Here is an 18,158-nt window from a genome sequence, read left to right on the forward strand (position 1 = left end):
ACTCGAGGGGCGTGCCGCTACGGCTTGAGCAGCACCTTGCCCACCTTCGGATCGCCGGATCCCACCAGCTCGATGGCCTCGGGGAACTCGGCCAGCGGCAGTTCGTGCGTGACCAGCGGCAGCGGGTCCAGCAGTCCGGCGCCGAACACCCTCACCGTGTGCGACCAGGCGTCCGGCGGTGCCCCGAAGACGGTGTGCACCTCCAGCTGCCGTACCACGAGATCCGTCGGGTCGAGACCGTCGGCGCCCGCGGCGGGAATGCCCGTGAGGACCAGACGTCCGCCCCGGCGCAGCAGCGCGGCGGCCGTTCGGGCGGCACTCGCGGACCCCGCGGTCTCGATCACGACGTCGAAGTCGTCGGGGAGCTCCTGGTCCTTGGTGCGGAAGTCGGTCGCGCCGAACCGCCGTGACAGCGTTTCCCTGTCGTCCCGGGTGCCCACGACCAGCAGTTCCGCCGGCGAGCCCGCCTTCAGGAACTGCACCGCGAACATGCCGAGCGTCCCGGTGCCCACCACGGCCACCTTCTCGCCCGGCAGCGCCCGCGCCTTGATGGCGGCGGCCGCGATGCACGCGGCCGGCTCCAGCAGGGCCGCGGCCGTGAGGTCGGCGTCCTCGGGCAGCGCGTGCAGCAGCCGCGCCGGGAGGGTCAGGGTGGTGGCCATCGCCCCGGGCTGGGTGAAGCCCGTCTCCTCGTACCCGTCCGTGCACAGCGTCGTCTCGCCCGCGTGGCAGCGGTCGCAGACCTGGCAGTTGCGGAAGCCCTCGCCCACCACCTTCCGGCCGACCAGGGATACGGGCACCCCGGCGCCCACGGCCTGTACGGTCCCGGACCACTCGTGGCCGGGCGTGAGCGGGTAACGGACGTACCCCTCCGGCCGGTTGCCCTGGTACACCTCGCGGTCGCTGCCGCAGATGCCCACCGCGTGGACGCGTACCAGTGCCTCGCCCGGGCCCGGCTCACGCGGGGTGTGCGCGGTGAGCCGGTGCTCGCCGGGCGCCTCGATGACGACCTCGGTGCTCACTTGGTGCCCTTCGGCTTCCGCTGCTCCCAGCCCTCGGCCCACAGGTCGAAGCGGGCCTGCTGCTGCGGGAACTCGGCGGCGGCGTCCACGTCCAGCTCGACGCCGAGGCCGGGCTTGTCGGAGAGGTGGAAGTAGCCGTCGACCACCTCGGGCGCCCCCTTGACGACCTTCTTGATCTCCGCGTCGGCGAAGTCGTTGAAGTGTTCGAGGATCTTGAAGTTGGGGGAGGTGAAGCCGACCTGGAGGGAGGCGGCGGTCAGCACCGGGCCGCCGACGTTGTGCGGGGCCACCAGCACGTAGTGCGTCTCGGCGGTCGCGGCCAGCTTCCGGGTCTCCCAGATGCCGCCGATGTGGCCGACGTCCGGCTGGATGATGTCCACGGCCTGGCTCTCGAAGAGCTCGCGGAACTCGATGCGGTCGTGGATGCGCTCACCGGTGGCGACCGGGATGTCGACCTTGGCGGCGACCTTCTCCAGCGCCTTCAGGTTCTCCGGCGGGCAGGGCTCCTCCAGCCACGCCGGCTTGAAGGGGGCCAGCTCCTTGGCCAGTCGCACGGCGGTGGCGGGGGAGAAGCGGCCGTGCATCTCCAGCATCAGCTCGGCGTCCGGCCCGATGGCGTCGCGCACGGCCTCGATGAGGGAGACGGCGTACAGGCTCTGCTCGTGGTCGAGCTCGAAGTGCCCGGTGCCGAAGGGGTCGATCTTGAGCGCCTTGTAGCCGCGCTCCATGACGCCCTGGGCGGCCTTGTGGTAGGCCTCCGGGGTGCGCTCGGTGGTGTACCAGCCGTTCGCGTACGCCTTGACCTTGTCGGTGACCTTGCCGCCGAGCAGCTGCCACACCGGGACGCCGAGGGCCTTGCCCTTGATGTCCCAGCAGGCCATCTCGACGACGGCGATGCCGGACATCACGATCTCGCCGGCGCGGCCGTAGTCGCCGTACTTCATCCGGCGGGTGAGGTCCTCGACAGCGAACGGGTCGGAGCCGAGAATGTGGTTCTGCTCGGCTTCTCTCAGGTAGCCGATCAGCGCGTCGGTGTGGCCCAGCATGCGGGTCTCGCCGACACCCGTGAGGCCCTCGTCGGTGTGCACCAGGACGTAGGTCAGGTTCCGCCACGGTGTCCCGACCACGTGCGTGCTGATTCCGGTGATGCGCACGGAAGTTACCCTTCGGCTGTTCGAGATTTCGTCACATGTTCGAAATGCTGGGCAGACAGTAAGGACGGGGCGAGGGGAGTGTCAATGGGTCGAACAGGTAACGGTTTGACGGTTTCGATGCACGTTTCGCCGTTCGAGGGTGTCGGAGGTGTGTGACAGGTCACCCGGGCCGCCGCACCGGTATGGCCGGTTTCCCACACAACTTTCACAGCCGGGCCCAGGAACGTGCCCGCCGGGAAGCCTAGTCTTCCCGCGTCATGGACTACTGCCACCCGTGCCGACGGCACCTCAACGGCGCCCTCACCTGCCCGGGGTGCGGCGCACCCGCTGCTCCGCCACAGGCCTGTCCCGAGGACGCGTTCGCTCCGCGGCCGTACGGCGATGACGGGGGCCGGGCCGAGTGGGACGGGCGCGAGGCCGAGGGTGACGGCGCGGGCGCATGGGACGGTCGCGAGGTCTACGGCGGTGACGCGGGCCGGGGCGGCCAGGCCGGGCGCGGGGCCCTTGGGGGCGACGGCCGGGAGGCGGAGGCCGGCCGCGCGGCCCATGGCGACGCGCGGGGTGAGTGGGCCGGTCGCGAGGTTCGTGGCGGCGGTGAGGGCCTGGCGGCTGACGACTGGGGCGGGCATGCGGCCGCTGACCAGGGTGAGCGTGCGGCTGATGGCCGGAGCGGACATGGGCATGCGGCCGATGGCCGGTTCGGCCATGCGGCCGATGGCCGTTTCGGCCATGCGGCTGATGGCCGGGGTGGGCATGCGATCGACGGGCGGGGCGAGTGCGCGGTCGGCGGGCCGGACGCGTACGCGGTCGGTGGGCGGGGCGGCTATGCGGCTGATGGCCAGGGCGGGCCTGCGGTTGACGGGCGGGGCGCGTACACGGCTGACGGGCCGGACGCGTATGCGGTCGGTGAGCGGGGCGGGCGCCCCGGTTCCGGTGGTCGGGGCGCCCGGGAGGGTGACGGTGGTGCGCCGCAGGGGCGCGGTGCGCGTCGGCAGGGGCGGGGCGGGCGCGAGGACGCGGTCGGCGCCTCGGACGCGAGCCGGGGGGACCGCAAGGCGGCCGTCCACCGCAGACGCCGTAGGCGTACGGTCCTGATCACCGCCGGTTTCGTGCTGGCGGCGGGCGGGCTGAGCCTGGCCGAACTCGGCGTGGACGCGCCCGGGTTCTCCTCGAAGCCGAACCCGGCGGCGGCCGGCGGCGAGTCCTCCGAGGTGGACGACTCGGTGGCCGAACCCAGCGCGTCCACGCAGCCGTCGGGCGACCGGAAGGGCTCGGGCGAGGACCGGGCCTCGGCGTCCCCCAGCGCCTCCGCGTCCCCGTCTGCCTCGAAGTCCCCGGACGCGGAGGGCGCGAGCCGGACCCCGGACAGGGAAGCCCAGTCGGCGGCCGTCCCCGGTTCCTCCGGTGCCACCTCGGGCGGGAGGACCCCCTCCGGCTCCACCCCGACCGCCGCCCCGACGGCCTCCGCCCCCTCCTCGCCCGCGCCCTCCCCCTCGGAGACCTGCACCCGTTTCCTGTGGTGGTGTTCCTAGCGCCGGGCCGGCCCCGGCGACCCCAAGAATGGCTCAACTTCGCTGGTGTGAGCGGTGGTTGAGCATCGTTGGACGAGCGTCCAAGCAACTCCGCCCACCAGGCGCGTTATTCAACCGTGACGCCGTTCCGTTGCAGCCCTCTTGACCGCCATGAATTGTTAGCGCTCACAATGACGTCCGCATTCACCGGTCGGTGTCCAGCGTCAGCGTGGGAGGTATGAGCGTCGTGCCCGAAGTGCCCCAACTCGCCAGTCACGGCAGTGCTGTTGGGCGCACGGACAGCGCGGAGTGAAACCGGCCGCGCGCAAACCGCCGCCCCCGAACCAGGATCCGTCCGCAGAAGACCGCCAAGGAGGTGCGACCGTGTCACCAGCGCAGCTGCGGCCGCCCACCATGGCCGACGTCGCCCGCCGGGCCGGCGTCTCCCACCAGACCGTCTCCCGCGTCCTCGGGGATCACCCCAACGTCCGGGAGGAGACCCGGGCCAGGGTGCTCCGCGTGATCGAGGAGATGGGCTACCGCCGTAACTCCTCGGCCCGGGCCCTGGCCACCCGCCGCACCCGGACGCTCGGCGTCATCGCCTCCGACACCACCCTGTACGGGCCGGCCAGCACCCTGTTCGCGCTGGAGGAGGCGGCGCGCGCCGAGGGCTACCTCGTCTCCACGGTCAGCCTGCGCGAACTGACCATGGCGACCCTCTCCGAGGCCCTGGACCACCTCAGCGACGGCGGGGTCGAGGGGGTGGTGGCCATCGCCCCCCAGCGGTCGGCGGTGGATGCCCTCGGCGAACTCCGCAGCCCCTTCCCGGTGGTGGTCGTGGGCAGCGGGCAGGGCATCGACATCCCCAGTGTCGGCGTGGACCAGCGGCTGGGGGCCCGCCTGGCCACCCGGCACCTGCTGGCCGCCGGTCACCGCAGGGTCTGGCATCTCGCCGGACCCGAGGACTGGCTGGAGGCGGCCGACCGGGCCGCCGGCTGGCGGGCGACCCTGGAGGCGGCGGACATCGAACCGCCCCTGCTGCTGCGCGGTGACTGGAGCCCGCTGTCGGGCTACCGTGCCGGGCAGGAGCTGGCCGGCTGGGTGGGCCGGGGGCTGACCGCCGTCTTCGTCGCCAACGACCAGATGGCGCTGGGGGTGCTGCGGGCGCTGCGCGAGGCCGGGGTGCGCACCCCGCAGGACGTCGCGGTGGTCGGCTTCGACGACATCCCGGAGTCGGAGTTCTTCGCACCGCCCCTGACCACCGTCCGGCAGGACTTCTCGGCGGTCGGGAAGCGGGGCATCGCACTGCTCCTGGAGATGATCGAGGGCCGGCCCCCCGGCGCCCCGTCCCCGATCGCGATCGAGCCCCAACTCGTCGTGCGCGCAAGCACCTTCCCGCACGCCGCCCAACCCGAAGGCGTGCCCCTCTGACGGATCCGTAGGCCGCACTGCCGCGCAGTATGGCCGAAATGCCGAACGATGATCGACAGGCTGGACGCAGTGCGGCCGGTCCCCGAGTACCAGCAGGTCCGTCCCCGGGCCGGCTCTTCAAAGGAGAAGAACATGCTCAGCAGAAGGAACTTCCTCACCGCGGCGGTCGGCGTGGCGGCGGCGGGCGGCCTGGCGGCCTGTGCCAAGAAGGACGACAGCTCTTCCGGCTCGTCCTCCGGGGGCAGCAAGACGATCACGCTCGGCTTCTCCCAGGTCGGCGCGGAGAGCGGCTGGCGCAGCGCCAACACCACCTCGGTGAAGGACGCGGCCAAGGAGGCCGGCTACAACCTGAAGTTCTCCGACGCGCAGCAGAAGCAGGAGAACCAGATCTCCGCGATCCGCAGCTACATCGCCCAGAAGGTCGACGTCATCGCCTTCTCGCCGGTGGTCGTCACCGGCTGGGACGCCGTGCTCAAGGAGGCCAAGGCCGCGAAGATCCCGGTGGTCCTCACCGACCGCTCGGTGGAGACCTCGGACGACTCGCTCTACGTCACCCTCGTCGGCTCCGACTTCACCGACGAGGGCCGCCGCGCCGCCAAGATGCTGGCGACGGTCGTCCAGAAGGCCGGCCTCAAGGGCACGGTGAAGATCGCCCAGCTGGAGGGCACCACCGGTGCCGCCCCCGCCATCGAGCGCGCCAAGGGCTTCAAGGAGGTCATGGACGCGGAGCACAAGGACTGGAAGATCGTCGTCAGCCAGACCGGTGACTTCACCCGCGCCGGCGGCAAGCAGGTCATGGCGGCCTTCCTGCAGTCCAACCCCGACATCAACGTCCTCTTCGCGCACAACGACGACATGGCCATCGGCGCCATCCAGTCCATCGAGGCGGCCGGCAAGAAGCCCGGCAAGGACATCCTCATCGTCTCGATCGACGGCGTGAAGGACGGCTTCGTGGCCATGTCCGAGGGCAAGATCAACGGCATCGTCGAGTGCAACCCGCTGCTCGGCCCCCAGCTGATGGAGGTCGTGAAGCAGGTTCACGAGGGCCAGAAGGTCGAGCGCTGGATCAAGACCAAGGAAGGCGACTTCCTCCAGGACCAGGCCAAGGCCGAGCTCCCGAACCGCAAGTACTGACCCACGGCACCCACCGCCACAGGAGCCTCCGGCCGGCCGGCATCACGGCCGGCCGGGCCCTGTGGGCCCGCAGGGGCCCGAGTTCTCGTATCACGCAATGAAGTCACCCACCGGGCGAAGCCGGTGATCCCTCACTAGGAGAGGTATGGCAGAGCCGCGGCCCGTCCTGGAAATGGCGGGCATAGTCAAGGAGTTCCCGGGGGTACGGGCTCTGTCGGACGTCGACTTCCGGCTCTTCCCCGGCGAGATCCACGCCCTGATGGGCGAGAACGGCGCGGGCAAGTCCACCCTGATCAAGGTGCTCACGGGGGTCTACTCCCTGGACGGCGGCACGATCACGCTGGACGGCGAGTCCGTGCGGTTCGCCAGCCCGTTGCAGGCCCAGCAGGCCGGCATCAGCACCGTCTACCAGGAGGTCAACCTCTGCCCCAACCTGTCGGTGGCGGAGAACATCTTCATCGGCCGCGAACCGACCCGCATGGGCCGCATCCAGTGGAAGCGGCTGCGCCAGGAGGCGGCCCGGCTGGTGGACCGGCTCGGCCTCGACATCGACGTCACCGCCCCGCTGTCCTCGTACCCCCTGGCCGTGCAGCAACTGGTGGCGATCGTACGGTCGTTGGGGATCGGTGACGACGACGGCGAGGGGAGCGGCGGCGGGCCGGGCACCAAGGTGCTCATCCTCGACGAGCCGACCTCCAGCCTCGACCGCGACGAGGTCCTCCAACTCTTCGCCCTGATGCGGCGGCTGAAGGACGAGGGCGTGGCGATCCTGTTCGTCTCGCACTTCCTCGACCAGATCTACGAGGTCTGCGACCGGATGACGGTCCTGCGCAACGGCACCCTCGTCGGCGAGCACCTGGTGAGCGACCTCGACCAGGTGGGCCTGGTCCAGCTGATGCTCGGCAAGGCCATGGGCCAGCTGGAGGAGCTGCACGAGCACCAGCTGCGCTCCGACGCGGGCGAGACCCTGCTGAAGGCGGACGGGCTCGGCCGCACCGGCAGCATCGCCCCGTTCGACCTGGAGATCGACAAGGGTGAGGTGATCGGCCTCGCCGGACTGCTCGGCTCGGGCCGCACCGAACTCGCCCGGCTGCTCTTCGGCGCCGACCACCCCGACAGCGGCACGGTCACCGTCGACGGCAAGCAGGTCTCGCTCAGCGCCCCGAACGGGGCGATCGGCGCCGGGGTCGCCTTCTGCTCCGAGAACCGCAAGACGGAGGGGCTGGTGCCCGACCTGACGGTCCGGGAGAACATCATCCTGGCCCTCCAGGCGGCCCGCGGCTGGACCCGGCCCGTCCCGGCCGCCCAGCGCGACGAACTGGTCGCCAAGTACATCAAGGCCCTCGACATCCGCCCCGCCAACCCCGAGGCGAGGGTCGGCCAGCTCAGCGGCGGCAACCAGCAGAAGGTGCTGCTGGCCCGCTGGCTGATCACCCAGCCCAAGCTGCTGATCCTCGACGAGCCCACGCGCGGCATCGACATCGGCGCCAAGGCGGAGATCCAGAAACTCGTCGTCTCGCTCTCCGAGGACGGCATGTCCGTGCTGTACATCGCCGCCGAGCTGGAGGAGGTGCTCCGGCTCAGCCACACCATCGGAGTGCTGCGCGACCGACGGCTGGTGGCGCGGATCACCAACGGGCCCGAGATCACCACCAGCAAGATCCTCGAGACCATCGCGAGCGGAGAACACCAGTGACCACCACCTCCCGCTGGCGAGCACTGACGCACCACCAGCTGTTCTGGCCGGTTGCGGTCCTGATCCTCCTGCTGCTCGTCAACGTCCCGTTCACCCCCGACTTCTTCTCGATCAAGATGACGGACGGCCACCTCTACGGCAGCCTCGTCTCGATCGTGCTGTTCGGATCGCCCCTCATCCTGGTCGCGGTCGGCATGACCCTGGTCATCGCCACCGGCGGCATCGACCTCTCCGTCGGCGCCGTCGTCGCCATCACCGGCGCGCTGACCTGCTCCTACATCAGCGACCAGGCCGACCAGGGCGCCCTGTCCGGGGTGCTTCTCGCGATGGGCCTGGGGCTTGTCGCCGCGGTCGTCTGCGGCCTGTGGAACGGCTTCCTGGTCGCGCGGATGGGCATCCAGCCGATCATCGCCACGCTGATCATCATGGTCGCCGGACGCGGTGTCGCGCAGTTCATCACCGACGGCCAGATCATCACCATCAACAGCGAGCCGTACAAGCTGATCGGCGGCGGCTACTGGCTGACGCTGCCCTTCTCCATCTTCGTCGTCGCCGTGGTCGTGGCCGTCACCGTGGCGCTGACCCGCCGTACCGCCCTCGGCCTGCTCGTCGAGTCGGTCGGCGGCAACGCCGAGGCCAGCCGGCTGGTCGGCATCAGGTCCAGCCGCATCAAGATCATGGTGTACGTGTTCTGCGCCCTGTGCGCCGGTATCGCGGGCCTGATGATCAGCTCCAACACCTCCGCCGCGGACGGCAACAACGCCGGCCTGTGGATCGAGCTCGACGCGATCCTCGCCGTGGTCATCGGCGGCACCTCGCTGCTCGGCGGCCGGTTCTCCATCGGCGGCACGGTGGTCGGCGCCCTGGTCATCCAGACCCTGACCACCACGATCTACACCATCGGCGTCCCCACCCAGACCAACCTGGTCTTCAAGGCCGCCGTCGTCATCGTCGTCTGTCTGCTCCAGTCCCCGAAGTTCCGCGCCAAGGTCTTCGGCGCGAAGTTCGGCGCGAGGTTCGGTGCCCAGGGCGGCGCCCGGCCGGCCGCCGCCCCGGCCGACCCCGCCTCGCCCGCCGACGCCGCTCCCAAGATGGAGGTGTCGTGATGACCACGACCACCCAGAGCCCCCAGGCCGCCCCGGACAGCCGTACGCCGTCCAGGGCCGCGCGGCTGCTCGCCGACCGGCGCCTGCCCGTCGCGGCCACGGCCCTGCTCTTCCTCGCCATGTACGGCGTGGGCCTGAGCCGCTACCAGTTCTACGGCTTCGCCGAACCGCAGGTCTTCCTGAACCTGTTCATCGACAACGGCTACCTCCTGGTGGCCGCGGTCGGCGTCACCTTCGTCATCCTGTCCGGCGGCATCGACCTGTCCGTCGGCTCGATGATCGGCTTCACCACGATGTTCACGGCGTGGCTGGTGGAGCGCCAGGGGCTGCCGCTCGCCCTCGTGATCCCGCTGGCCCTCGCCGTCGGCGCGTTCGGCGGCTTCCTGATGGGCTACGTGATCCACAACTTCGAGATCCAGCCCTTCATCGTGACCCTCGCCGGCCTCTTCCTCTTCCGCGGCCTGTGCCTGGTCATCAGCAAGGAGTCGATCTCCATCAGCGACTCCGGGGTCAGCAGCATGGCCCAGGCGCAGGTGTCGCTCGGCATGGGCTTCCTGTCGATCGGCGCGGTCGTCTCGCTGGTCGTCCTCGCCATCGCCTTCTACGTCCTGCACTACACCCGCTTCGGGCGCCGGGTGTACGCCATCGGCGGCAACGAGCAGTCGGCCCTGCTGATGGGTCTCCCGCAGGGCGGCACCAAGATCGCGGTGTACACGGTGAGCGGCTTCTGCTCGGCGCTCGCCGGCCTCCTGTTCACCCTGTACATCCAGTCCGGCGACCCGCTGCACGCGACCGGCATGGAACTCGACGCGATCGCCGCGGTCGTCATCGGCGGCACCCTGCTGACCGGCGGTTCCGGCTATGTCCTCGGCACCCTGTTCGGCGTTCTGGTCCTCGGCCTGATCAAGAGCCTCATCCAGTTCGAGGGCACCCTCAGCTCCTGGTGGACCAAGATCGCCACGGGTGTGCTGCTCTGTGCGTTCATCCTGATCCAGCGCTTCATGACGACGCGTAAGAAAGCCTGACCCGCAGAGCCGGCGGACAACGGCGGAGGTCCGGCGCACGGCACCCGTGCGCCGGACCTCCGCCGTTGTTCCGGGAACCGGGGCCCGGCCCGCCGGGCCGGCCTCCGGAGCAACAGCACGGGCCGGCACGGCTGAGGGCCCTGACCAGGGCCCTCGGGGCGCGGGGAACCGCGCGACCGGCCGCGACCGACCCGCGGGCGCACGACGGACCGTCGTGTCAGCTCCGGCCGGCGCTCACCTCTTCCCGTTGTCCACGATCACCGGCGTCCCGTTCGCGTCCGTCCCGCAGGGGACCGCGTACACCGGGTTGGCCTTGGCGGCCTCCTTGTACGCGTCCAGGCACTGGTTGTAGAGGATCTTGTCGGTCAGCGAGCGCTCGATGATCTTGTTGGCGTCGGCGATGCCCTGCGCCTCGATGCGCTTGCGCTCGGCCTCCGCCTTGGCCGTGCGCGCCGCCTCCAGGGAGCGCTCGGTGGCCTGCTCCTGCTGGATCTTCTTGTCGATCTGATCCTGGAGCTCCTTCGACGGCTTCACGTTGCGCAGGTTGACGACGGCCACGTCGATCCCGCGCGGCGCCAGCCGCTCCTTGATCGAGGCGGCGATCTCCGCGCCGATCTGCTCCCGGGCCGAGGCGTAGCCCTCCTCGCTGGTGTGCTTGGCGAAGACGTTGCGGATGATCTCGCGGCTGTCGGGCAGCACCAGGCGGGCCTGGACGGCCTCCGCGCTGCCCGCCAGCCGGTACAGCTCGACCGCCTTCGACGGCATCACGGCCCACTTGACGGTGACGTCCACGTCCAGCACCCCGCCCTCCGAGGAGCGGACCTCGACGACGTCCTTGTCGTAGAGGTTGAGGTCGACCGGACGCGTGGAGAAGGACGTCACGTCGGTGAACGGCGACGTGAACTGGATGCCGGACGTCATGGGCGAGCCGACCTTGCCGAAGGTCACCGGCACGCCGACCTCGTAGGCGTTCACCACGTGCACGCACGAGAACACCCCGAACAGCAGGCCCCCGACGACGCCGAGCGCCGCTCCGATCCTCCACCCCGACTCCTCGCGGGCCCGGCCGACGAGAAACAGCACGACCGCCGCGATGAGCAGCAGTACGGACAGCACGAACACAGAGATCCCCCCTTGGACGCGGTACCGCGTCGCCGCCGGTGCGACAGCGCGGCGCAGCGCATCGTAGAGGGCCCGGTACACGGACCGTAATGGGTCCGCATCTCCGGTCGTCAGGGATTCACCGCGATGTCAGACGCCGTTCGCCTCGTCCGTCAGCATCCGCCGGAGCAGTCCCCGCAGTATCACCCGTTCCTCCTCGGCGAGTCCGGCCAGGGGCTCGCGGGCGAAGCGCAGGGAGGCGCGCAGGCCCTTGGCGACGCTGCGCCCCTCCTCCGTCGCCGCGGCCAGCTTCACCCGGCGGTCGGCCGGGTCGGGCCGGCGCTCGACCAGGCCGCGGGTCTCCAGGCGGTCGACGATGCCGGTGACGTTGGACGGCTCGCACTTCAGCTTCTGCGCCAGCTTGCGCATGGGCAGCGGTTCGAGGGAGAGCAGGCTGAGCAGCCGGGCCTGGGCGCCGGTGAGGGTGTGGTCGGAGGCCGCCTCCTCGTAGTCCTCGTAGTAGCGGGCCACGACCTCGCCGATGAGTTCGACGACCTCCAGCGTGAGGGCGTCGGGCGGTGGGGTACTGGGTGAGCTGGCCATGGCGTCGAGAATACCCCTTTACTTGACAACATGAAATATTCAGGCGCATGGTTGTTTCAGGTAGTGAAACATTTGGTTTTGATGTGAGAGGCACCACCCATGACTGACTCCGCCCTGCCCGCCACCGGCCGCGAATGGCGTCTGCTCAGCCGTCCCGTCGGCTGGCCGAAGCCCGAGGACTTCGAGCTGGCCGAGGCGGAGATCCGGCAGCCCGGCGCCGGCCAGGTGCTCGTGCGCAACGCGTACGTCTCCGTCGACCCGTACATGCGCGGCCGGATGAGCGCCGCCAAGTCCTACGTCGCCCCCTTCGAGCTGGGCAAGGCCATGCAGGGCGGGGCCGTCGGTGAGGTCGTCGCCTCCGCCGCCGAGGGGATCGCCGTCGGCGACCACGTCCTGCACTTCGGCGGCTGGCGCGAGTACGCCACCATCGACGCGGCCCAGGCCGTCAAGGTCGACCCCGAGGCCGCGCCGCTCTCCACCTACCTCGGCGTCCTCGGCATGACCGGCCTCACCGCCTACGCCGGCCTGCTGCGCACCGGCGCCTTCAAGGAGGGCGACGCCGTCTTCGTGTCCGGCGCCGCGGGGGCCGTCGGCAGCCAGGTCGGCCAGATCGCCAAGCTGAAGGGCGCCTCCCGGGTCATCGGCTCGGCCGGCTCCGACGACAAGGTCAAGCTCCTCGTCGAGGAGTACGGCTTCGACGCCGCGTTCAACTACAAGAACGGCCCCGTCGCCGAGCAGCTGCGCGCCGCCGCCCCCGACGGCGTCGACGTCTACTTCGACAACGTCGGCGGCGACCACCTGGAGGCCGCCATCGGCTCCCTCAACCAGCGCGGCCGGATCGTGATCTGCGGCATGATCTCCGTCTACAACAACACCGAGGCCGCCCCCGGCCCGAAGAACCTCGCCCGTCTCATCCAGACCCGCGGCCGTATCGAGGGCTTCCTGGTCGGCGACCACTACGACCTCCAGCCCGAGTTCGTCCGCGAGGTCGGCCGCTGGATCCGCTCCGGCGAGCTGAAGTACCGCGAGACCGTCGCCGAGGGCATCGAGAACAACCTGGAGGCGTTCCTCGGGGTCCTGCGCGGCGACAACACCGGAAAGATGATCGTCAAGCTCTGACCGTGACGCGGCTCTGCCGCCGGTCGTTGCATAGGGAGAAGGCCGCACCCTTGGACGTGGGGTGCGGCCTTCGCCCTGCGCCGGATCACCCGGCGAGCGCCGCCCGGTGCACGGCCGCCGCCAGCCGGTCGTTCTCCGCGGCCGGCCCGCCCCGGAACGCGATCCGGCGCCGGGTGTACCCGTAGGCCAGCCCGCTGCGCGGATCCGCGAACGCCTGGCTGCCCCCGCCCCCGCCGTGCCCGAACGTCCCCGCGCCCAGGAACGGGTGGTGGACGTCCGCGGTCGCCTGGAAGCCGAGCCCGTACGCCCGGTGCCCGCGGAACACCAGGTCGTACCCGACCGAGTGCACCTGCCCGAACTCCGCCGCCGTGTCCTCCTTCAGCAGCGGCGCCTTCCCCTCCCGCTCACTGATCGCCGCCGCGTACAGCCCCGCGAGACCGCGCGCCGAGGCCACCCCGCCCACCGAGGCCGGACCCTTGGCCCGGACCAGCGGGTCGTTGGGCAGCGCCTCCGGGTCGGCAGGCTCGGCCGTGTGCCGGTTGAAGGCGATCGAGGTGAGCGTGTGCGGTCCACCGGCCTCGGCGTCCAGCAGCGCCCGCTGCTCGGCCGTGGGGGTCATCGGCAGCGTGGTGCGGAACCGCGGCTCGTGCGCGGCGGGCAGCCCCAGGAAGAAGTCCAGCCCGTAGGGGGCGCGCACCCGCTCCTCGTACACCTCCTGGAGCGTACGGCCGGTGGCCCGTCGTACCACCTCGCCCGTGAGCGCGCCGATGACCATCCCGTGGTAGCCGAACGCGGCGCCCGGACGCCAGAACGGCCGCTGGTCGGCGAGGCGTTCGGCGAGCTGCCGGTCGTCGGCCAGCTCCCGCAGGGAGAACCCGGTGTCGGTGCCCACCACCCCGGCCCGGTGCGCCATCAGCTCGCGCAGGGTCAGCTGGCCCTTGCCCTCGGCCGCGAACTCCGGCCAGTAGTAGGTCACTTTGCGGTCCAGCTCCAGCGTGCCGTCCTGGACCAGCAGGGCGACCACGAGATGGGCGGCGCCCTTGGTGGACGAGAACACGCCGTACAGGGCGTCGGCTTCGCACCCCGCCCAGAGGTCGACGACCCGCCGCCCGTGCACATACGCGCACAACTGGCCCTCGTAATCCGGCTGTTCCTCCGCCACGAACGCGCTGAACTCGTCCCGCACCGCTTCGAAACCGTCGGCCACGGTGCCGTGGATCTCCCTGGTCATCCGCTTCTCCTCGCACTCAGCCGCTCCTGGAGATCGGTACGGCGAGGCGTGCCCGTTCGACTCAACATAGAGTGCGGGCATGCGAGATCTCGGGGTGGGTTTTCAGTATCTGGTGGAAGGCCAGCGGTGGGTGGCCCGCAACGGCCGGCAGTACGGGTTCGGGCTGCTGCCGGGGCTGATCACCCTGGTGCTGTATCTGGCGGCGCTCGTGGCGCTCGCCGTGTGGGGCGGGGACTTCGTGGCGTGGGCGACGCCCTTCGCGGACGACTGGTCGAGCCCCTGGCCGGGTCTCTTCCGGGGCTTCCTCCTCGTCGTGCTGTTCGCCCTCGGTCTGCTGCTCGCCGTCCTCACCTTCACCGCCGTCACGCTGCTCATCGGCCAGCCCTTCTACGAGAGCCTCTCCGAGGCCGTCGACCGTGACGTGTCCCCCGACGGCACCGCCCCCGAGTCCGGGCTGCCGCTCTGGCGCGAGCTGTGGATCTCCGCGCGGGACAGCCTGCGCATCCTGGTGCGCGCCGGGGTGTGGGGCATCCTGCTGTTCGGCCTCGGGTTCGTCCCCTTCGTCGGGCAGACCGTCGTCCCCGTGATCGGCTTCTTCGTCACCGGCTTCTTCCTCGCCGAGGAACTCACCGCCGTCGCACTCCAGCGCCGTGACGTCGACCTGCGCGCCCGCCTCGCCCTGCTCCGCTCCCGCAAGACCCTGGTCTGGGGCTTCGGCACCCCGCTCGGCCTCGCCTTCCTGGTCCCGGTCGTCGCGGTGTTCCTGATGCCGGGCGCGGTCGCGGGCGCCACCCTCATGACCCGCGACCTGCTCGGCGAGGAGACCCGCGACGGCGACGACCGCCCCGAGCGCGACCACCTGGCAGTCGGCCACCCGGAGGACGAGCCGACCGGGTGATCCACCTGCCGGCCCCGAGACCCGCCTACTCGGTTTCCTCGCCCAGCAACCGCAGGAAGTCCCGGAACGCCGCCGTCATGTCCACCGACTCCGGGTCCAGCAGCCACTGGTACTGGAGGCCGTCCATCACCGCCACCAGCAGGGGGGCCGTGCGCTCGGGCGTCAGCCCGTTCGGGAGGCGGTCGCCGTACTGGGCGCGCAGGGCCTGCGCCATGGTCCGCCGTACGCCCGTGTACCGCTCGGTGAAGTACTCCCGCGCCGGATGCCCCTCCGTGACGCTCTCGCCGAGCAGCGCCGAGAAGGTCTGGATGATGCCCGGCCGCATCGCGTTGTAGTCGACGAGCGAGGTCAGCAGATCGAGCCGCCACCGGGTGTCGGGCACCGCGTCCCACTGGTCGCGTTCCTTCAGGACGGCCACCAGGAGCGCCTCCTTGGTGGGGAAGTGGTGCAGCAGCCCCTGCTGGGTCAGCCCGACCCGCTCCGCCACGGCCGCCAGGCTCGCCCCCCGGTAGCCGCGCTCGGCGATCACCTCCAGCGCGGCCCGGACGATCTCGGCCCGCCGCTCCTCGCTCCTGGTTCTGGCGCTCATGCCGTCACCGTACGGCATCCCTCCGTGGTAGATAACGGCGCGATAACGAAACCTACCGTTCGCCAGGTGATCGATGCACGATGGGGACAGCGCACGACACGCACTCAACGAGGAGGCACCGCCGTGGCGGGAACGGAGCAGGCCGTCGAGGCGGCCCTCGGCAAGCTCGACCTGGACGCCAAGGCCCGGCTGCTGGCCGGGCAGGACATGTGGTCGCTGCCCGAGCTGCCGGAGATCGGCCTCAGGTCGCTCGTCATGTCCGACGGCCCGATCGGCGTCCGGGGCGTGCGCTGGACCGCCGACGACCCGTCCGTGGCGCTGCCCTCGCCGACCGCCCTCGCCGCCACCTGGGACCCGGAGCTGGCCCGCCGCGCGGGTGTCCTGCTCGCCCAGGAGGCCCGCCGCAAGGGCGTCCACGTCCTGCTCGCCCCCACCGTCAACCTGCACCGCTCCCCGCTCGGCGGCCGCCACTTCGAGGCCTACAGCGAGGACCCCTACCTGACCGGCCGGATCGGCACCGGGTACGTCACGGGCGTCCAGGAGGGCGGCGTCGGCACGACCGTCAAGCACTTCGTCGCCAACGACGCCGAGACCGACCGCTTCACCGTGAACAACCTGGTCGGCGAGCGCGCCCTGCGCGAGCTGTACCTCGCCCCGTTCGAGGCCATCGTCGCCGACGCCCGCCCCTGGGGCATCATGACCGCCTACAACACGGTCAACGGCACCACCATGACCGAGCACCACCACCTGGTGAACGAGGTCCTGCGCGGTGAATGGGGCTTCGACGGCTACAACGTCTCCGACTGGATGGCGGCCCGCGACACCGTCGGCGCCCTCCGCGGCGGCCTCGACGTCGCCATGCCCGGGCCGCAGACCGTCTACGGCGAGGCCCTCGCCCAGGCGGTCCGCGACGGCCGGGTCGCGGAGTCCGAGGTCGACGAGGCCGTCCGCCGCGTCCTGCGCCTCGCGGCCCGGGTCGGCGTCCTCGCCGACGCCGAGCCCGCGGTCACCGAACTGCCCGAGCCCGTCGACGGCGAGGCCCTGGCCCGCGAGATCGCCGGCCGCTCCTTCGTCCTGCTGCGCAACGAACGTGCCGCCCTGCCGCTCAAGCCCGGCACGGTCGCCCTCATCGGCGCCGCCGCCCGCGACGCCCGGGTCCTCGGCGGCGGCTCCGCCACCGTCTTCCCCGCCCGGATCGTCTCCCCGCTGGAGGGCCTGACCGCCGCCCTCCCCGAGGGCACCCTCAGCTACGCCGTCGGCGCCGACCCCACCACCGAACCGGCCGTCGCCGACAAGGGCTTCACCCTCAGGGCGGTCTGCCGGGACACCGCGGGGACCGTCCTCGGCACCGCCTCCGCCCCCAACGGCCAGATCCAGTGGGCGGGCACCGACCTCCCCGAGGGCGTCACCCACGAGGCCCTCCACACCGTCGAGCTGACCGGCACCTTCACCCCGCGCGAGAGCGGCACCCACTCCTTCGGCATCAAGGGCACCGGCGCCTTCACCCTCACCGTCGCCGGGACGACGTACTTCGACGGCCCCCAGCTCCCCGCCGACGTCAGCGACCCCTTCGAGGCCTTCTTCGGCGCCCCCGTGCCGCACGCCCGCGTGGATCTGACCGCCGGCGAACCGGTCGAGGTCTCGCTCACCCACGTCTTCGCGCTTCCCGACGGGATCCCCTTCAAGGTCGTCGCCTTCGCCCTCGCCCACCAGGAGCCGCAGCGCGACCCCGACGAGCTGATCGCCGAGGCCGCCCGGGCCGCCCGGGCCGCCGACACCGCGGTCGTCGTGGTCGCCACCACGGACCGCGTCGAGTCCGAGGGGTTCGACCGCAAGGACCTCACCCTCCCCGGCCGCCAGGACGACCTGGTGCGCGCGGTCGCCGCCGCCAACCCGAACACCGTGGTGGTCGTCAACTCCGGCTCTCCGGTCGAACTGCCCTGGCGCGAGGAGGTCGCCGCGGTGCTGCTCACCTGGTTCCCCGGCCAGGAGGGCGGCGCGGCCCTCGCCGACGTCCTCACCGGCGCCCGCGAGCCCGGCGGCCGCCTCCCCACCACCTGGGGCTCCCTCGCCGACGCCCCCGTCACCCAGGTCGTCCCCACCGACGGCGAACTCCGCTACACCGAGGACCTCTTCATCGGCTACCCCGCCTGGGAGAAGGCGGGCCGGACCCCCTCGTACCCCTTCGGCCACGGCCTCGGCTACACCGACTGGGCCTACGAGTCCGTCGAGGTGGCCGCTGCGACGGTGACGGTACGGGTCCGCAACACCGGTGAGCGGGCCGGCCGCGAGGTCGTCCAGGTGTACCTGGCGCCCACCGCCCCCGGCGCCGACCGCCCCGCCCGCCGGCTCGCCGGGTTCGCCGCCGTCGAGGCCGGCCCGGGGGAGGAGGCCGAGGTCACCGTGGAGATCCCGCGGCGCGCCTTCGAGATCTGGGACGAGGCCGCCCACCGGTGGTTCTTTGTGAAGGGTTCGTACGAAATCCAGGTGGGTAGGTCCCTCGCGGACCGCAGGATCACCGCGACGACTAACGTCTGA

General features: G+C 71.3%; 15 protein-coding genes. 9 read left to right on the forward strand and 6 right to left on the reverse strand.

Translation table 11 applies throughout. The annotated features are described in order from the left end of the window. Window positions 1–17 precede the first annotated feature (17 nt). Window positions 18–1,022, reverse strand: a complete 1,005-nt coding sequence (locus tag AQJ58_RS03515) for a zinc-dependent alcohol dehydrogenase (protein ID WP_067244622.1) — start codon at window positions 1,020–1,022, stop codon at window positions 18–20. Next, window positions 1,019–2,176, reverse strand: coding sequence for a mandelate racemase/muconate lactonizing enzyme family protein (locus tag AQJ58_RS03520; protein WP_067244624.1), 1,158 nt, complete (start codon window positions 2,174–2,176; stop codon window positions 1,019–1,021). The genes AQJ58_RS03515 and AQJ58_RS03520 overlap by 4 nt, the downstream gene beginning before the upstream one ends. A 1,109-nt stretch (window positions 2,177–3,285) precedes the next feature. On the opposite strand from AQJ58_RS03520, the gene AQJ58_RS43230 reads away from it, so the two are divergent. The 6 genes from AQJ58_RS43230 to yjfF all read left to right on the forward strand — a co-directional run bounded on the left by AQJ58_RS43230 (window position 3,286) and on the right by yjfF (window position 10,079). Next, window positions 3,286–3,708 carry a hypothetical protein gene (locus tag AQJ58_RS43230; protein WP_159056208.1) on the forward strand — a complete coding sequence of 141 codons (423 nt, stop codon included), beginning with the start codon at window positions 3,286–3,288 and terminating at the stop codon, window positions 3,706–3,708. A 363-nt stretch (window positions 3,709–4,071) separates the two neighbouring features. Continuing rightward, window positions 4,072–5,118: a LacI family DNA-binding transcriptional regulator gene (locus AQJ58_RS03530; protein ID WP_067244628.1), complete on the forward strand. Its 1,047-nt coding sequence runs from the start codon at window positions 4,072–4,074 to the stop codon at window positions 5,116–5,118. A 132-nt stretch (window positions 5,119–5,250) separates the two neighbouring features. Continuing rightward, a complete protein-coding gene (locus AQJ58_RS03535; RefSeq protein WP_067245737.1) occupies window positions 5,251–6,252 on the forward strand; it encodes an ABC transporter substrate-binding protein in 1,002 nt (333 codons plus the stop codon). A 145-nt stretch (window positions 6,253–6,397) separates the two neighbouring features. Further along, window positions 6,398–7,948, forward strand: coding sequence for a sugar ABC transporter ATP-binding protein (locus tag AQJ58_RS03540; protein WP_067244630.1), 1,551 nt, complete (start codon window positions 6,398–6,400; stop codon window positions 7,946–7,948). Next, window positions 7,945–9,054 carry an ABC transporter permease gene (locus tag AQJ58_RS03545; RefSeq protein ID WP_067244632.1) on the forward strand — a complete coding sequence of 370 codons (1,110 nt, stop codon included), beginning with the start codon at window positions 7,945–7,947 and terminating at the stop codon, window positions 9,052–9,054. Before AQJ58_RS03540 ends, AQJ58_RS03545 begins: the two co-directional genes overlap by 4 nt. Then, window positions 9,054–10,079 (forward strand): galactofuranose ABC transporter, permease protein YjfF, encoded by a 1,026-nt coding sequence (gene yjfF, locus AQJ58_RS03550; protein WP_067244634.1) that lies wholly within the window; start codon window positions 9,054–9,056, stop codon window positions 10,077–10,079. The genes AQJ58_RS03545 and yjfF overlap by 1 nt, the downstream gene beginning before the upstream one ends. Window positions 10,080–10,313: 234 nt before the next feature. Here the strand turns inward: yjfF and AQJ58_RS03555 are convergent, their stop codons facing one another. Then, complete coding sequence (locus AQJ58_RS03555) at window positions 10,314–11,201, reverse strand: prohibitin family protein (protein WP_067245740.1); 888 nt, start codon at window positions 11,199–11,201, stop codon at window positions 10,314–10,316. 129 nt (window positions 11,202–11,330) lie between these two features. Next, window positions 11,331–11,783 carry a MarR family winged helix-turn-helix transcriptional regulator gene (locus AQJ58_RS03560; RefSeq protein ID WP_067244636.1) on the reverse strand — a complete coding sequence of 151 codons (453 nt, stop codon included), beginning with the start codon at window positions 11,781–11,783 and terminating at the stop codon, window positions 11,331–11,333. 99 nt (window positions 11,784–11,882) lie between these two features. Here AQJ58_RS03560 and AQJ58_RS03565 point away from each other — a divergent pair, with 99 nt between their 5' ends. Further along, window positions 11,883–12,902 (forward strand): NADP-dependent oxidoreductase, encoded by a 1,020-nt coding sequence (locus tag AQJ58_RS03565; protein ID WP_067244637.1) that lies wholly within the window; start codon window positions 11,883–11,885, stop codon window positions 12,900–12,902. A gap of 85 nt (window positions 12,903–12,987) precedes the next feature. Here AQJ58_RS03565 and AQJ58_RS03570 read toward each other — a convergent pair whose 3' ends face one another. Next, window positions 12,988–14,133, reverse strand: a complete 1,146-nt coding sequence (locus tag AQJ58_RS03570) for a serine hydrolase domain-containing protein (RefSeq protein ID WP_067244639.1) — start codon at window positions 14,131–14,133, stop codon at window positions 12,988–12,990. A 79-nt stretch (window positions 14,134–14,212) separates the two neighbouring features. Between AQJ58_RS03570 and AQJ58_RS03575 the strand changes: the two genes are divergently transcribed. Beyond that, a complete protein-coding gene (locus tag AQJ58_RS03575; RefSeq protein WP_067244641.1) occupies window positions 14,213–15,031 on the forward strand; it encodes an EI24 domain-containing protein in 819 nt (272 codons plus the stop codon). A 25-nt stretch (window positions 15,032–15,056) separates the two neighbouring features. Here AQJ58_RS03575 and AQJ58_RS03580 read toward each other — a convergent pair whose 3' ends face one another. Continuing rightward, window positions 15,057–15,638 carry a TetR/AcrR family transcriptional regulator gene (locus tag AQJ58_RS03580; protein WP_067244643.1) on the reverse strand — a complete coding sequence of 194 codons (582 nt, stop codon included), beginning with the start codon at window positions 15,636–15,638 and terminating at the stop codon, window positions 15,057–15,059. Window positions 15,639–15,743: 105 nt separating this feature from the next. On the opposite strand from AQJ58_RS03580, the gene AQJ58_RS03585 reads away from it, so the two are divergent. Then, window positions 15,744–18,158 (forward strand): beta-glucosidase family protein, encoded by a 2,415-nt coding sequence (locus AQJ58_RS03585; protein ID WP_067244645.1) that lies wholly within the window; start codon window positions 15,744–15,746, stop codon window positions 18,156–18,158.

It is taken from the genome of Streptomyces sp. DSM 15324, from assembly GCF_001514285.1.
Classification (GTDB): domain Bacteria; phylum Actinomycetota; class Actinomycetes; order Streptomycetales; family Streptomycetaceae; genus Streptomyces.